General features: G+C 72.4%; 10 protein-coding genes. 4 read left to right on the forward strand and 6 right to left on the reverse strand.

All coding sequences use genetic code 11. The annotated features are described in order from the left end of the window. Positions 1 to 81: 81 nt before the first annotated feature. Both AB0H86_RS40220 and AB0H86_RS40225 read left to right on the forward strand, forming a co-directional pair. Positions 82 to 255, forward strand: a complete 174-nt coding sequence (locus tag AB0H86_RS40220) for a CsbD family protein (protein WP_362450486.1) — start codon at positions 82 to 84, stop codon at positions 253 to 255. Positions 256 to 424: 169 nt separating this feature from the next. Then, a complete protein-coding gene (locus tag AB0H86_RS40225; RefSeq protein ID WP_362450488.1) occupies positions 425 to 2146 on the forward strand; it encodes a hypothetical protein in 1722 nt (573 codons plus the stop codon). Between the two features lie 63 nt (positions 2147 to 2209). Here AB0H86_RS40225 and AB0H86_RS40230 read toward each other — a convergent pair whose 3' ends face one another. The 6 genes from AB0H86_RS40230 to AB0H86_RS40255 form a co-directional block, all read right to left on the reverse strand. Next, entirely contained in the window at positions 2210 to 2851 is a 642-nt protein-coding gene (locus AB0H86_RS40230; RefSeq protein WP_362450490.1) for a cutinase family protein, read from the reverse strand. A gap of 132 nt (positions 2852 to 2983) precedes the next feature. Further along, positions 2984 to 4228, reverse strand: a complete 1245-nt coding sequence (locus tag AB0H86_RS40235; RefSeq protein ID WP_362450492.1) for a helix-turn-helix domain-containing protein — start codon at positions 4226 to 4228, stop codon at positions 2984 to 2986. Between the two features lie 122 nt (positions 4229 to 4350). Further along, a complete protein-coding gene (locus tag AB0H86_RS40240; RefSeq protein WP_362450494.1) occupies positions 4351 to 5283 on the reverse strand; it encodes an alpha/beta hydrolase family protein in 933 nt (310 codons plus the stop codon). A 60-nt stretch (positions 5284 to 5343) separates the two neighbouring features. After that, complete coding sequence (locus AB0H86_RS40245) at positions 5344 to 9534, reverse strand: type I polyketide synthase (protein ID WP_362450497.1); 4191 nt, start codon at positions 9532 to 9534, stop codon at positions 5344 to 5346. Further along, positions 9531 to 11339 carry a fatty acyl-AMP ligase gene (locus AB0H86_RS40250; protein WP_362450499.1) on the reverse strand — a complete coding sequence of 603 codons (1809 nt, stop codon included), beginning with the start codon at positions 11337 to 11339 and terminating at the stop codon, positions 9531 to 9533. The genes AB0H86_RS40245 and AB0H86_RS40250 overlap by 4 nt, the downstream gene beginning before the upstream one ends. A 110-nt stretch (positions 11340 to 11449) precedes the next feature. Further along, on the reverse strand, positions 11450 to 13033 hold the full coding sequence (locus tag AB0H86_RS40255) for an acyl-CoA carboxylase subunit beta (RefSeq protein ID WP_362450501.1): 1584 nt from the start codon (positions 13031 to 13033) through the stop codon (positions 11450 to 11452). A 356-nt stretch (positions 13034 to 13389) separates the two neighbouring features. Between AB0H86_RS40255 and AB0H86_RS40260 the strand changes: the two genes are divergently transcribed. Beyond that, on the forward strand, positions 13390 to 14709 hold the full coding sequence (locus AB0H86_RS40260) for an endo-1,4-beta-xylanase (protein WP_362450503.1): 1320 nt from the start codon (positions 13390 to 13392) through the stop codon (positions 14707 to 14709). 312 nt (positions 14710 to 15021) lie between these two features. Further along, positions 15022 to 15255 carry a hypothetical protein gene (locus AB0H86_RS40265; protein WP_362450627.1) on the forward strand — a complete coding sequence of 78 codons (234 nt, stop codon included), beginning with the start codon at positions 15022 to 15024 and terminating at the stop codon, positions 15253 to 15255. Positions 15256 to 15297 lie beyond the last annotated feature (42 nt).

The following is a 15297-nucleotide window of genomic DNA, read 5'->3' on the forward strand; positions in this document are numbered from 1 at the left end:
TTCTCCGCACGGTTTGGGAATTGCCGACGTGGCTACCCGAAGTACGGACACAGAAGTCGAGCGTGGCTGGGAGTGAGAAACGTGGCCGGAAACCAGAAGGCCAAGGCGAAGATGGAACAGGCCAAGGGAAAGGCCAAGGAAACGATCGGCCGCGCGGTGGGCAACGAGCGCATGGAGGCCGAGGGTCGGGCCGGGCAGTCGAAGGGTGACGCACGTCAGACCAAGGAGAAGGCGAAGGACACCTTCAAGCACTGAGCTCCGCGGGCACCGGGCTGCCGACTCAGGGAATCCCGGCGGGATCTCCGTTCTTCGGACGGGGTCCCGCCCCTTTCTGTGTAATCCGGTGACAAAGAGCGCTCGGATGAGCTGAATTCCTGTGAGCACCGCCTGAGCGGACGACGGCCCCGGCCCTACCGTCCCCGCTATGAACACGAGTCGCAGCATAAAAAGAACGTGGCGAAGTACCGCGTTGGCGGTACTGCTCACCTCGGGGACGCTGACAGCCGTCGCCCCCGGGGCCCAGGCACAGAGCGCGCGGACCGAGACGCCGGTGACGACGTCGGCTCCGGCCGACGGCGTGGTCGAGTCGGTGGTGCGGGTCAAGGTGTCGCTGCCGGCGTCCTTCGGGGCGCGTCCGGCGGCGTGCGACTGGCTGTCGTACCTGCGCTACCGCTCGTCCGCCGGACCGGCCGCCTCGGCCGACGCCGACCGGGTCCTCGTCGCCCAGCCGGGCATCCTGGAGGGTGCGGGGGCGTTCGACAGCGTCGCCCGCAACACCGTGGCACGCGCCGCCGAGCAGGGCAGCCACATCGAGTTCTGGGCCCTGGACCGGCGCTCCAACTGCCTGGAGGACCGCACCGGCATCGCCTCCGGCGACCAGCACACCTCCGTCGACTACTACTACCGAGGCAAACAGGTCGCCGGTCGTACCTTCGACGGATACGTCGGCAACGACCGCCTCGGCTGGATGGCGAAGCTGGGCATCGGGCAGACCGTCCGCGACGAGTACGACCTGCTCGCCGCCGAACTCCCCGACCGGCAACTGCGCAAGAACAAGGTGCTGTGCGGCGGCCACTCGCTGGGCGGAGTGATCACCGGGTACTTCGCGACCGCCGACTTCGACGGCGACCCCGCCACCACCGCCGACGCCGGACACAACCAGTGCGCCGGCTACTTCGCCCTCGACACCACCGTCTCCACCTCGCTCGGCGACCTCAGCGGCAGCATCCCCGACGACACCGACCTTCCCGACATCGGCCTCGGCTACGGCGTGGTGCAGGCCGGACTGGACAGCGGGGTGCTCTCCCGCACCCTGTCCGCGCCCGTGCTGCTCAACCCCGAGACCATGACCCTGCTCGCCATCGCGGGGCTCGGCGCTATCGACGCCCCCGGCGGCGAGGCGGACCTGCCCAGCTATCTGCCCGTCAACGTCAACATCGAGGCCACCAACCGCTTCCTGTTCTCCAAGGACATCGCCACCTTCCTCAGCGGCACACCCGCGGTGAAGGACTTCCGCCTCACCAACGCGGCCGTCCTGGGAGCGCTGTTGGACGACAACTCCGTCCCCCTGGCGTTCCTGCAGAGCAGCGTCGGACTCTTCGACGGCGGACCGGTCGCCGACAAGAACTTCCCCGTCGCCAACGGCAGCGACGCACAACCGGCCCTGTTCGGCACCGAGTACAAGGCCATCCCCGACCGGCCGGACGGTCCGCTGTACACCTGGCGGAACTACGACCGGGTGGGCGACCCCGACGATCCCGGGTACCGGTCGGCGGACGGCACCCCGTTCACCGCCGCGGGCAAGGAGGTCACCGACATCCAGGAGCTGGCCCGCAGTCTCGCCCAGCAGCCGCTGGACTTCACCGAGCAGTACTTCCCGACCAAGCTGGTCACCGATCTCCAGCTGTCGACCTCGCCGCAGGTGAAGGGGCTGGTGGTGCACCCCGAGGGGCTCACCGCCAACCCGACGCTCACCGTGCTCGCGGGCGACGGGCTGCTGGCGGGCCGGGTCCCGGCCGACCTGCACCCGGTGGTCGCCGACGGCTACCAGCACCTCGACGTGCTGACCGCGGCTCCCGTCCAGAACAACGGACAGCCCGAGCCCACCTCCACCAACCTCGCGCGGTTCGCGCGCTCACCCCGATAGGAGGCCGTACACGCAGGTGGGCCCGGGAGGTGATCACCTCCCGGGCCCACCGGTCTGTACGGCTCAGACCTTGCCGGCGGCGAAGGCCGCCGCCGCGTCCGCGTCGGCGGTGTAGCCGAGGTGCGCCCCCACGTCACCCCCTCCGTTCTCACAGACGGGGTCGCCCTTGGCGCAGAAGTCGATGGTGCGGCTCTGGTAGGTGCCGGTGACGCTCTTGCCGATCGCCCGGATCGGGTTACCGAAGAGCAGCACGGAGGAGACCTTCGGTTCGAGGGCGGCGGGGATGGTGGCCACGATCGGGCTGCCGACCACCGCGCCCGCGCTGCTGATACCGATCGAGTTGTCGACGACGTTCGCGCCCTGCGAATAGCCCACCAGTATGAAACGCTGGCTCGGGCATGCGGCGGCCTGGCTCCGGACATGGTTCACGAGGTCCGTATTACCCTGCGCCGCCGATGTCAGGGAAAGGTCCGCCGGATAGTTCACCTTGTAGCTGGAGAGGGTCTTTCCGGTGATTTTCTTCTGGAGTGCGGAATACACCGGGTCACCGACGATGAAGCCGAGCGTGCCCGGTTCGAAGGTGCCGCGGGCCGCGACGACGTCGATGTCGGTGCAGGCGGCGGCCGTGGCTGTGGGGGCCGAGAGGGTGGCCAGTCCGGCCCCGCCGGCCAGGGAGAGAGCGGCGAGGCACAAGCGGATACGCATGGGGGAATCCTCTGCTTGCGGGGCGCGTGACGCGCCTGCGAAAAGGAACGATCCCGAACGTATTCGCTTTCCTGACGGAGTGTTATGCAGCGGATTATGGAATTGTCGCGGCTTTTTGTGCCCGCATGAGCATCATTCCCGAGAGGGAATTGATCGACCCTCCGTCCCCTGCTCCCTTAACGCCTCGGCGCGTAGCGCCAGCACGAGGTCCAGCCGGGTCTCGGGCTCGTGCAGCGCCTCGCCGAAGAGCTTCTCCAGCTGCCGGAGCCGGTAGCGGACCGTCTGCGGGTGGACATGGAGCCGTGCGGCGACGTCGGGGACGTTGCTGCCGCTCAGCAGCCAGGCCAGCAGCGTCTCGGCGAGCCGGGGGCGCTGTCCCGCCGACACGGAGTCGAGCGGGGTGAGGACACGCGCCTGCAACTGCGCGAGCAGCGGTTCGTCGCCGTGCAGCAGCAGCGTCGCGAGGTGGTCGTCGCACCGCACCACCCCCTGCCGGGGCAGGATCCCACGGCCCATCAGCCCCAGGGCCCGGGTGGCCCAGCGCAGCGACCGCGGTGCCTCGGTGAGCGGGACCGTCGGTCCGATCGCGGCCGGCCGGCCACGCAGGGCCAGGGTGAACGCCCGGCCGAACCGGCCGGAGCCGTCGGGATCGGGCACCAGCATGCGCGGCGGCCGGCACGCCATGTCCACCAGCGCGCCCGCCGCGGCCAGCGGCCGGTCCTCCTCGCGCCGCTCCGGGCCGGCCGCGAGCGCGACGACGGCGATCTGCCGCGGCACCGACCAGCGCGCGCCGTGCGCCAGATCGTGCACCGCCTCCGGGGACACCGGCCCGTCCCCCAGCAAGAGGTCGAGCAGGCGTTTGCGACGCCGTTCCAGTTCGTCCGTGCTGCGCAGCCGGGCCTCCGCGTAGCCGGCGGCCGCCGCCTCGGCGACCTCGTGCACGGTCCGGAAGGCGAGTTCGCCGAGCGCGGCCACCACCGTCGAGTCCAGTCCCAGTTCCTCCGCCGTGCGCCCCATCAACCTCCAGGCGTGCAGCCCGCCGACCCGCAGCGCGGACTGCAGCGCGTCCAGGCTGCGGCCCTCCAGGGCTTCGCCGCGCCCGAGTTCGTAGTACGTCGCGGCGATCGCGTCGCCGCGTCCGCGGGGGTCGGCGATGTGGTCGACGAACAGGGTCAGCGCCTGCACCACCCCGGCTCTGAGGTTCTCCCGGTAGGTTCCGTCGGCGGGCCGCGCGTACTCGGGAACCTGCCGTCCGACCTCCTCCTGCACCTCGTCGGCGACCAACTCCAGTTGGTCGCGCAGCAGTTTGGCCAGTTCGGGCGGTACCGGTGCGGGTCCGGGGCCGGTCAGGTCGCCGTGGGGGGCGGGCACAGCCATCGCGGACACTCCTTTCACCCGGAAGCGGCTCACCCGTGGGGTGTTTCCCGTGGGGCGAGTGGGACGTCCTGTGTTGGACGGACGGTCCCTGCGCTCCGTTCCGTGCCCCCATGGCTCCGACATCACTCGGGGAGCCCCAGCGCACGGGCGAGCATCGGCCACGACGCGGCGAACTCCGGCTTCCAGTACGCCCAGTCGTGCCCTCCGCCGGAGTAGAAGTGCGTCGTCACCGAAATGCCGAGGACGGCCAGCGCCCCGGTGAACAGATGCGCGGAGGGCCACAGCGCGCTCTCCAGGATCCCGGGCAGCGGGTCACCGCCGCCGCCCCCGATTCCGCTGCCGTTGGAGACGTACAGGGCGGTGCCGCGCAGGCCCTGGGCGCGGGCGCGCGGGTTGAAGTTCTGCCAGGTGAGGAGGTTCAGGATCGGGTTGCCCCAGAGCGAGGCGGGCGTCAGGTTCTCGCGGGTCACGATGGTGTCCATGATGGGCGGCACGCCGGGCGCGGTGGTGTCGAGGATGCCGCTGTAGGAGGCCGCGGCGCCGAACACGCCGGGGTGCCGGGCCGCGTGCGCCATCGCCCCGTACCCGCCGGTGGAGACCCCGGCCACCGCCCGCACCCCCGAGGCCCGGTAGTCGCGGCGCAGCAGTGCGGGCACCTCCTCCAGCTGGAACGTCTCGTAGTCGGGCCCGTCGCGCCAGGCGGTCGGGATCCCGGTGGGGCCGGCGTCCGGCATCGCCACGATCAGGTCGCGGCCCTGGGTGAACGCCTCGATGTCGGTCTCCCGGGTCCAGGAGGTGTAGTCGTCGTGGGCGCCGTGCAGCAGGTACAGGACCGGATACGTCTGGTTCGTCTGGGTGTCGAACGACGACGGCAGGATCAGCCGCACGGGCGCGCTGCGGCCCAGCGCCGCGGAGGACACGGACACGTCCAGGGTGCGTGGCCCGACCTGGGTCGCGGCCCGGGCGCGCCCGGCTCCGAACAGGACGGCGAGCCCGGCGGCGGCCGCTGCCTTGGTGATGGTGCGTCGGGGCACGGGGGCGGAGAGGTGGGACATGGCGGCTCCTAGGGTTCCGGCTCGGGGTTCCCGTCGCGGCCGGGCCGCGCGGGGTCCGGTTCAGCGGGTCGGCTCGGCGAGCACCCGCCGCAGATGTACGGCGATCTCGTCGACGTGCGGCGGATCGAGCAGCGACAGATGGTGTCCGGCTACCGGGACGACCTCCAGACGCGGGCACACCTCGTCCCAGCCCAGCGCCTTGTCCTCGCGTTCGTACGCCGGGTCGCGCACGGTGTGCGGTGCTGCTCCGAGGGCCCGGTACAGCACCACCCGCCCGTCGTACCGGCCCGGCCGGTGGGCCTCGCCGATCCGCAGGTCCAGATAGGAGGACCGCTGGTGCTCCAGCGCGGCGGACGGCACGTCGGCGACCTCGCGCACGGCCCTCAGCACGGCGTCGATGCGCTCGCCGTCGTCGTCCAGGGCCACGAGATCGTCGTACGGCAGCTCCAGCGGGACGCCGTAGGTGTCGCCGACGTGCCGGGCGAACCCGGTGAGGTGGGCGCGGATCCGGTCGGCCGGGGTGTGGCCGGGCCGGGGGAGGGGCCGTACGGAGTCGATGAGCACCACCAGGTCGACGTCCCGCCCGGCGGCGGTCAGCTGCCGTGCGGTCTCCTGGGCGACGAAGCCGCCGAAGGACCAACCGCCCAGCAGACAGGGGCCGTCGGGATGCGCGGCGGAGATGGCCTCGGCACACCGGCGTGCCTTGTCCGCCACCGTGCCGGTCTCCTCCTGCCGCTCCAGCCCGAACACCGGCCGGTCGTCCCCGAGCCGTTCGGTGAGTCGCCGGTAGACGTCGGTCGAGCCGCCGGCGGCGTGGAAGAGGAAGAGGGGAGGCCGGGAACCGATGCCGCGCAGCACCCGCAGCGGGGAGCCCGCGTCCGTCACCGAAGCCGAAAGTGAAGCCGAATCCGAAGCCGGAGCGGAAGCCGTAGCGGAAGCCGGAGCGGAAAGTGAAGCCGAAGCCGCATCCGAAGCCGCATCCGAAAGCGAATCCGAAGCCGAGTCCGAAGCCGTCGCCGAAGACGCCACAGAAGCCGCCGTCGGGGATGTCGCCGGCGACGGGAGGACGCGCCGGATCCGGTCGGCCGTCTCCGCGACGGTCGGGGAGGCGAGCAGGTCGCGCAGGGACAGCTCGATCCCGAACTCGCACTGCACGGCCGCCCGGATCCGGACCGCCATGAGCGAGTCCAGACCGAGATCCGCCCACACCGTGCCGGGCGTGATGCGCGCCGACGGGTGCCCGGTGACGGCGGCGACGTGATGGCGCAGCCGCTCCACGACGGAGCCGGAGCCGGAGCCGGGGTCGGACTTCGGCGTGATCCGCGCCGGAGGAGGCGGCGTGCCGGTCGGCTCGGTACGGCGGTCACGGACGCCGTCCGTCCACCAGTGCCGCACATGCCGCCAGCGCGGGGCGGGCACGTCGATCACCCGGCCGGACGGCACGGGCAGCCGCAGCCCCGCGGTGTACAGGGTGCCGAGCTGTGCGGTGAACGCGGCCGAGTCGTCGGCGCCCCGGCGCAGGGTGCTGACGACGAGCGCGTCCGCGACGGTGTCCACGACGGCCTGCCCGAGGACCGGGTGCGGGGAGATCTCGACGAACGCGCTGTGACCGTCCTCGGCGGCCGCCGCCACCGCCCGGTCCAGACGTACGGGCCGGCGCAGGTTGGCGGCCCAGTGGGCGGCGTCGAAGCGGGACTCGCCGCGCGGATCGTCCAGGACGGTGGAGTAGACGGGAACGCGCGGCGGCCGCCCCCGCAGCCCGGCCAGGGCCTCGGTCAGTTCCGGCAGCAGCGCGTCGACCTGCGGTGAGTGTCCCGCGCCGACCACCCGCATGACCCGGGCGGCCCGGCCCCGCTCCTCCAACCATCGTACGAACGCGGCGACTTCGGGTTCCTGCCCGGTCACCACCTTCTGCCGGGGCGAGGAGTGCACAGCGACATGCACGCCCGGGAAGTCCCGGCGCAGGCCGTCCAGTTCGTCGTCCGGTACGTCCGCCACGGCCATCGCACCCCCGCTCAACCCGCTGAGCAGCCGGGCGCGTACGGCGACGATCCGGGCCGCGTCCGGCACGTCCAGGGCGCCCGCGCACACGGCGGCGGCCACCTCGCCCAGGGAATGGCCGATCACCGCGACGGGCTCCACGCCCCGGGACCGCCACAACTCGGCGAGCGCCACCTGAAGCCCGAACAGGACGGGCTGGGCCACCTCGAGGCGGTCGAGGTCGGCGCCGGTCGCCAGGTGGTCGTACAGCGACAGCCCGCACTCCGCGGCGAGCTGCGGATCCAGTTTCTCCACGGCGGCGGCGAACGCGGGCTCCTCCGCCAGCAGTCGCCGTCCCATGCCGGCCCACTGGCTGCCGTACCCGGAAAACACCCACACCGGGCCGCGTCCGACGAGCTCGCGCTCGCCCGTGACGACCCGTGCGTGGGGCCGCTGCCGTGCCAACGCGCCCAGGGCGTCCGCGAGTTCGGCCCGGTCACGGGCCGTCACGGCGGCGCGTGCCCGCCCGCGGCCGGTGCGTCCGGCGAGGGTGCGGGCCATGTCGGCGAGGCGAGCGGTGCCGCCGTCGGGCGTGTGCAGCCAGTCGGAGAGCCGGGCCGCGGTGTCGCGGACACGTTCGGCGTCCACGTCGGACAGCGGGAACAGATGGGCGACGGGGTCCCCGCCCGCGTCGGGCACCAGCGCGCCGGGCCGCCATTCCTCCAGTACCGCATGGGCGTTGGTGCCGCCGAACCCGAAGCCGGAGACGCCGGCGGTGGCCGTGCCGCCGTAGCGGGGCCACGGCTCGGTCTCCGTCACCACCCGCAGCCGGCTGTCGCCCAGGGTGCTGCCGTCCGCGCAGTGCAGGGAGGGCGGGATGCGGTCGTGATGCAGGGCGAGCACCGTCTTCACCAGGCCCGCGAGGCCCGCCGCCGACTCCAGATGGCCCAGGTTGCCCTTCGCGGAGCCGACCAGCAGCGGCTGGTCGGGGTCGCGGCCCCGGCCGAGCACGGCGTCGAGCGCGCCGGCCTCGATGGGGTCGCCGAGTGGGGTGCCGGTGCCGTGCGCCTCGACGTAGTCGACGGACGCCGCGGCGAGGCCGGCCCGCGCGTACGCGGTGCTCAACACGGCCCGCTGGGCGGCCGGGTTGGGTGCCATCAGGCCGCCGGAACGGCCGTCGGAGTTGACGGCGGTGGCGCGGATGACCGCCAGCACGCGGTCGCCGTCCCGCTCGGCGTCCGACAGCCGCTTCAGCAGGACGGCCGCACAGCCCTCGCCGCGGCCGATGCCGTCGGCCGCGGCCGAGAACGGCTTGCACCGGCCGTCCGGCGCCAGCGCTCCCGCTCGCTGGAACGCCACGGTGACCGCGGGGGAGAGCAGCAGGTTGACGCCGGCCGCGATCGCCGTGTCGCTCTCGCCCGTGCGCAGACTGACGCAGGCGTGGTGCACGGCGACCAGCGAGGAGGAACAGGCGGTGTCCACGGCCATGCTCGGACCTCGTGTGTCCAGGACGTAGGCGAGCCGCCCCGCCGCCACGCTGAGGGCGGCGCCGGCCGGCGCCCAGGGATCGACGGCGGTCGGGTCGGCGCCGGTGAGCTGCCCGTACTCCGGAGCGGAGATCCCGACGAAGACACCGGTGGCGGTACCGGCGAGGGAGGCGGCCGGGACGGCCGCGTGGGCGAGCGCCTCATGGACCACCTCCAGGAGGATCCGCTGCTGAGGGTCCATCACGGCGGCCTCACGCGGGGTGATGTGGAAGAAGTCCGCGTCGAACCCGGCGATGTCGTCGAGATAGCCGCCGTACGCGGGCACGTCGGCGGGCGGGAACGGGGTGAAGTCGCGCCACCGGTCCTCGGGTACCCGGCGGATCGCGTCGGTGCCCTCGCTCAGCAGCCGCCAGTAGTCGGCGGGCCCGCGCACCGCGCCGGGCAGCCGGCAGCCGACCCCGACGACCGCGACGGGCTCGTAGGGCTCGCCGGGCCGGCCGGGCGCCGACCGGTCGTCCACGGGGACCGGAGCGGCTTCCTCCGCCCCGCCGCACAGACGCGCCACCAGGGCGTCGCCGGTCGGTGTCTCCCACAGCAGTGTCGACGGCAGTTCGCGGCCGAGGACGTAACTGAACTCCCCGGCCAGGGCGACCGCGTCCCGGGAGGACATGCCGAGGTCCGCGAGCGGACGGTCCATCGGGACGGACCCGACGGACATGTCGTTCCAGGCGGCCACCCGCTCGGCGATCAGGCGGCGCAGCGCGGCCTCGCCGACGGCCTTCATCCCGCGACCTCGGGCGTCCCGGCGGCCCCGGTGTATTCGCCCGCCAGATGGCGCGCCCGGGTCAACGCCCGGGACACCTTCCCGCTGGACGTCCGGGGCACGGTCCCCGGTGGCACGAGCACGATGTCGGCGAGCCGCAGCCCGTGCCGGGTGGAGACCGCCCCGCGCACGGCACGCACCAGGGCCGGTACGTCGATCTCGGCCACGTCGGTGGACCGGGTGTGCTCGGCCACCACCACGACCCGCTCGGCGGTCGGTCCCGGGACGGAGAAGGCGGCGAGCCGGTCCCTGCGCACGGCCGGATGCGTGTCCATGACGGTGGCCTCGATGTCCTGCGGGTAGTGATTGCGCCCGTCGACGACGATGAGGTCCTTCAGCCGCCCGGTGACGACCAGTTGACCGTCCAGCACCGTTCCCAGATCGCCCGTGCGCAGCCACCGGCCGCCCCCGGCCGCCGGGTCGGCGGACCCGATCGGCTCGGTCCGGTCGGCAGGCTCGGCAGGCTCGGCGGGCCCGGTGCCGAAGACGCGGCGGCTCTCGGTGGCCCGGTTCCAGTAGCCCCGACCGATGTTGGGGCCCTGCACCCGGATCTCCCCGATCTCCCCCTCGGACAGGACCGCGCCGGTCGCCGGGTCGGTGACGCGCAGCCGTTGGCCGGCCGGGGTGCCGCAGCCCGCGAGCAGGACGGCTCTCGGGTCGTCCGGGCGGGCGGGCAGGGCCTTTCCGGAGGCGAGGGCGTCCCGGTCGAGGGCGAGCCGGCGCAAGGGCTCGCCGGGCCGGGCGGCGCTGACGAACACGGTCGCCTCGGCCAGCCCGTACGACGGGCAGTGGGTGTCCGCGGCGAGTCCCTGCGCGGCGAAGGCGGCGTGGAAGCGGTCGACGGTGCCGGGGCGCACCGGCTCGCTCCCGTTGATCAGCGCGGCGATCCCGTCCAGCCGCAGCTCGGCCTTCTGCTCGGCGGTGACGGCCGAGGCGCAGTAGTCGTAGGCGAAGTTGGGCGCGGCACTGATCGCGTGCGGATGTGCGGCGAGCAGTCGCAGCCAGCGCGACGGCTGGTGCAGGAACGCGGCCGGGTCCATCAGCACCGACGGCACCCCGCGGGCGACGGGAGCGGCGACGCTCAGCACGAGCCCCATGTCGTGGTACAGCGGCAGCCACCCCACGCAGGTCACCGGACGTGTGTCGGCACCGTAGGCGGCCAGTGCCTGCCAGGCGTTGGCGACGACGTTCCCGTGGGTGATCTCCACGCCCGCCGGCGCCCGGGTCGACCCCGAGGTGTACTGCAGATAGGCGATCGCGTCCTCGTCCACCGCGACCGGACGCCGGTCCCCGGCGGCGGAGTCGGGCACGTCGTCCACGGTGACGACCCGTACCGTGGCGCGGTCGCAGAAGTCCCGGACCTCCGCCCGGGCGCGGCTGGTGGTCACCACGACCGTGGGCGTCGCGTCGGCCAGCACCCCCGACAGCCGGTCGGCGTGCCCCGGCAGGCTCGGCGGATACAGCGGTACGGCGACCAGCCCGGCCGCCAGCGTCGCCAGGAACCCGGTGACGTACTCGGTGCCCTGCGGGCACAGCAGGGCGACCCGCGCCCCGGGTTCGGCCTGGGCGGCGAGCCGTGCGGCCAAGGCTCGTACGCGTACGTCCAGGCGGCGCCAGGTCAGGGTGCGGTGCACGCCGCGCGAGTGCGGGGCGGGATGGTCGACGAAGGTGAACGCCCGGCGTTCGGGGGTGGTCTCGGCCCAGTGCCGCACGTACTCCGGCAGGGTCCGGCACGGGGGCGCGAGCGGGGGGCGGCGGCTGTCCATGGGTGGCGTGGCTCCTCACGTCGCGGGGCGGCTCGCGGGTGGCGCGGGTCGGTCGGGCGGGACCATGTGAACGGGTGGTGCAAGTAGGCCAGTTGGGCCGGTGGGGCCGGTCAGAGCGGGATGTTGCCGTGCCGGCGTTGCGGCATCGGCGCGCGTTTGCCGTGCAGGGTGCGCAGGGCCCGGCAGACCTGGTCGCGGGTCTCGCGCGGCGCGATGACGGCGTCGACGTAGCCGCGTTCGGCGGCGAGATAGGGGGTGCCGTGGGTGCTCTCGTAGGTGGCCACGAGCCGCGCGCGCAGCGCCTCGGGATCGTCGGCGGCGGCGAGTTCGCGCCGGTGCAGAAGGCCCACCGCGCCCTCGGCTCCCATCACGGCGATCCGCGCGGTGGGCCAGGCGAGGTTGACGTCGGCGCCCAGGTGTTTGGAGCCCATCACGGCGTACCCGCCGCCGTACGCCTTGCGCACCACCACGGTGACCTTGGGAACGGTCGCCTCGGCATACGCGTACAGCAGCTTGGCGCCGCGCCGGATGATGCCGCCCCGCTCCTGGCGGACGCCCGAGAGGTAGCCGGGGACGTCGGCGAAGGTCAGCAGCGGGATCCCGAAGGCGTCGCAGAACCGCACGAACCGCGCGGCCTTCTCGGAGGCGTCGATGTCGAGGACCCCGGCCGCGTGCAGCGGCTGGTTGGCGACGACCCCGACCGAACGCCCCTCCACGCGGGCCAGGGCGCAGATGATGTTCGGCGCGAACAGCTCCTGGACATCGAGGAGTTCACCGTCGTCGACGACCGCCCGCAGCACGTCGCGCATGTCGTACGCCTGCCCGAGCCGGTCGGGGACGACCTCGTCGAGCGGCACACCGTCGGCGTTCGGCGGGGCCGGGGCGTACTCCGGGGGCCGCTCCAGGTTGTTGGGGGGCAGGTACGACAGCAGGTCGCGCACGGTGTCGAGGGCGTCCTCCTCGTCGGCGGCGAGGAAGTGGGCGTTGCCGTTGACGGTGTTGCTGGTGTGCGCGCCGCCCAGTTCCTCGGCGGTGGCGCGTTCGCCGGTGACCGTCTCGATGACGTCGGGACCGGTGACGAACATGTGCGAGGCCCCGTCCACCATCACCGTGAAGTCGGTGATCGCGGGCGAGTAGGCGGCCCCGCCCGCGCACGGCCCGAGCACCACCGAGATCTGCGGGATCACTCCGGACGCGCGCACGTTGCGGTGGACCAGTTCGGCGTAGCGGGCGAGGGAGGCGACGCCCTCCTGGATCCGGGCGCCGCCGCCGTCATTGAGTCCGACGACCGGGCAGCCGGTCTTCAGGGCGAGGTCCATCAGGGCGATGGTCTTCTCGCCGAACGCCTCGCCCATGCTGCCGCCGAAGACGCCGGAATCCTGGGCGAACACACAGACCGGGCGGCCGTCGACGGTGCCGGTCCCGGTGACCACCCCGTCGCCGTGCGGCCGGCGGGCCCCGTCCCCGGCGGACCGGGCCCGGACGAACAGCCCTGTCTCGGTGAACGAACCTGCGTCCACCAGCCGGTCGATCCGCTCCCGGGCGTCGAACTCCCCGCGTCTTCTGGCCCCGCCCGGGGACACCGCCCGCGCCCGACGCCGTTCCAGGTCGGCGATGCGGTCGGCGGTGCCGTCGGGCACGTACGACGCGGTCTGCCGTGCCTCGGACGTTGTCGCCTCAGTCGTCACAGCCACCTCCGAAGTCGCCTTCGAATATGGCAGCGACTCGGGCGGGGACCGGGTGGATCGGGGTGGTGTTTGCCTGAGGTGAGTGTCGAGGGGCGAGGCTTCGTCCGGGCGTGACAAGCGACGTACAGGCAGCGCACAGTCGGTGTCCGGGCGACGGAGAGCCCGTCGAAACTTTCGTAACCAAGAGCGAATAACGTTCTCGATCGGCCTTCTTGAGACAACTGTGAATGGCCCGTGCGTGAGGCGTTGACGGTGTGAGGAGCCGGTCGTAACGTCTCTCGCACTCTTCGGAGTCAAGTCCGAAAGTTTCGAAGTGTCATGACCTCAACAACAGGAAGAAAGGGGACGAGATGGTCACCCGCATGTCCATCGGAACCCTGGGCCTGGCCGGCCTGCTCGCCGCCACCGGCGTCGGCGCCCTGTCCGGCACGGCGGACGCCGCCAGCACCCTGGGCTCCGCGGCGGCCGGCAAGGGCCGCTACTTCGGCGCCGCGGTCGCCGCGAACCACCTGGGCGAGGCAGCGTACGTCTCCACACTGGACACCGAGTTCAGCTCCGTGACGCCCGAGAACGAGATGAAGTGGGACGCCGTCGAGGGCACCCGGGGCTCCTTCTCCTTCGGCTCGGCCGACCAGATCGTCAGCCACGCGCAGAGCAAGGGCATGAAGATCCGCGGCCACACCCTGGTGTGGCACTCCCAACTCCCCGGCTGGGTCGGCACGCTGGCCGCCGCGGACCTCAGAACGGCGATGAACAACCACATCACCCAGGTCATGCAGCACTACAAGGGCAAGATCCACTCCTGGGACGTCGTCAACGAGGCCTTCCAGGACGGCAGCAGCGGCGCCCGGCGCAGCTCGCCGTTCCAGGACAAGCTCGGCAACGGCTTCATCGAGGAGGCGTTCCGCACCGCGCGCGCCGCGGACCCGGCCGCCAAGCTCTGCTACAACGACTACAACACCGACGGTGTCAACGCGAAGAGCAACGCGGTCTACAACCTGGTCAAGGACTTCAAGGCGCGCGGTGTCCCGATCGACTGCGTGGGCTTCCAGTCCCACTTCAACAGCGCCTCCCCGGTGCCCGCCGACTACCAGGCCAACCTCCAGCGTTTCGCCGACCTCGGGGTCGACGTCCAGATCACCGAGCTGGACATCGAGGGTTCCGGCACCGCCCAGGCCACCAGCTACGGCAACGTCGTGAAGGCCTGCCTGGCCGTGTCGCGCTGTACCGGCATCACGGTGTGGGGCGTCACCGACAAGTACTCCTGGCGTGCCAGTGGCACACCGCTGCTGTTCGACGGCAACTACGCCAAGAAGTCCGCCTACACGTCCGTCCTCACGGCGCTCGGCGGCTCGAGTTCGGGCGGTGGCGGTACGGCGGCGTGCACCGTCTCCTACAGCAAGCAGGAGGAGTGGAGCGACCGCTTCAACGGCAAGGTGACCGTCACGGCGGGCGGTTCGGCGATCAGCACGTGGACCACGACCGTCACCGTGACCTCCCCGCAGAAGGTCTCCGCCACCTGGAACGGCACGCCCACCTGGGACAGCACGGGCAACACCATGACCATGAAGCCCAACGGCAACGGCACGCTGGCCGCCGGGGCGTCGACGAGCTTCGGGTTCACGGTGATGAAGAACGGCAGCACGGCGACTCCGGCACTGGGGGCGTGCTCGGCGTCCTGACGTGCGGCGGGAAACGGGAGCACGAGTGGGGGCGCCATGTCTCTGTCCCTGTGGCGCACCCGCTCGTGGTCCGCGAAGTCCCCTGCTCCTCGGCCGACTTCTGGGCCGACGCCGACTTGGGTAGGCCGACCCGGCGCATCTGAGTACCCGTACTCATGATCGGTTCTCGCACCTCCCGCAGGCTGGTCCCACAAGCCACCCAGAGGAGTCAAAGTGCGTACGAACAACCGAGTTCGCCCCACCTCGCGCGTGATCAGCGGGCGCCGGACGCGGACCGTGTGGGGCCTCGCGCTGGCCGGTGTGACCGCCGCGATGCTGACCGGCTGCTCCATGGAGGACGCCCAGTGCGGCGGCGGCGAGTACCCGGTCCTGACGGTGGGCAGCACCGGCGGCGCGTGCGTGACCAACGGCGAGGAGCCGCCCAAGGGATACGTCCGCTACCCGGAGGGCAAGGTCCCCGAGCACGTCGGCGACAAGTGGGACGAGTACTGGAGCACGCACACCATCAACGAGAAGGGCGACATCATCAAGGCGCCCGCCGAGTGAGCGAGTGAGGCGGCCGGGCCGCACCGGCCGCGCGGAATCGCC

Source organism: Streptomyces sp. NPDC050997 (genome assembly GCF_040660135.1).
In the GTDB taxonomy this organism is placed as follows: domain Bacteria; phylum Actinomycetota; class Actinomycetes; order Streptomycetales; family Streptomycetaceae; genus Streptomyces.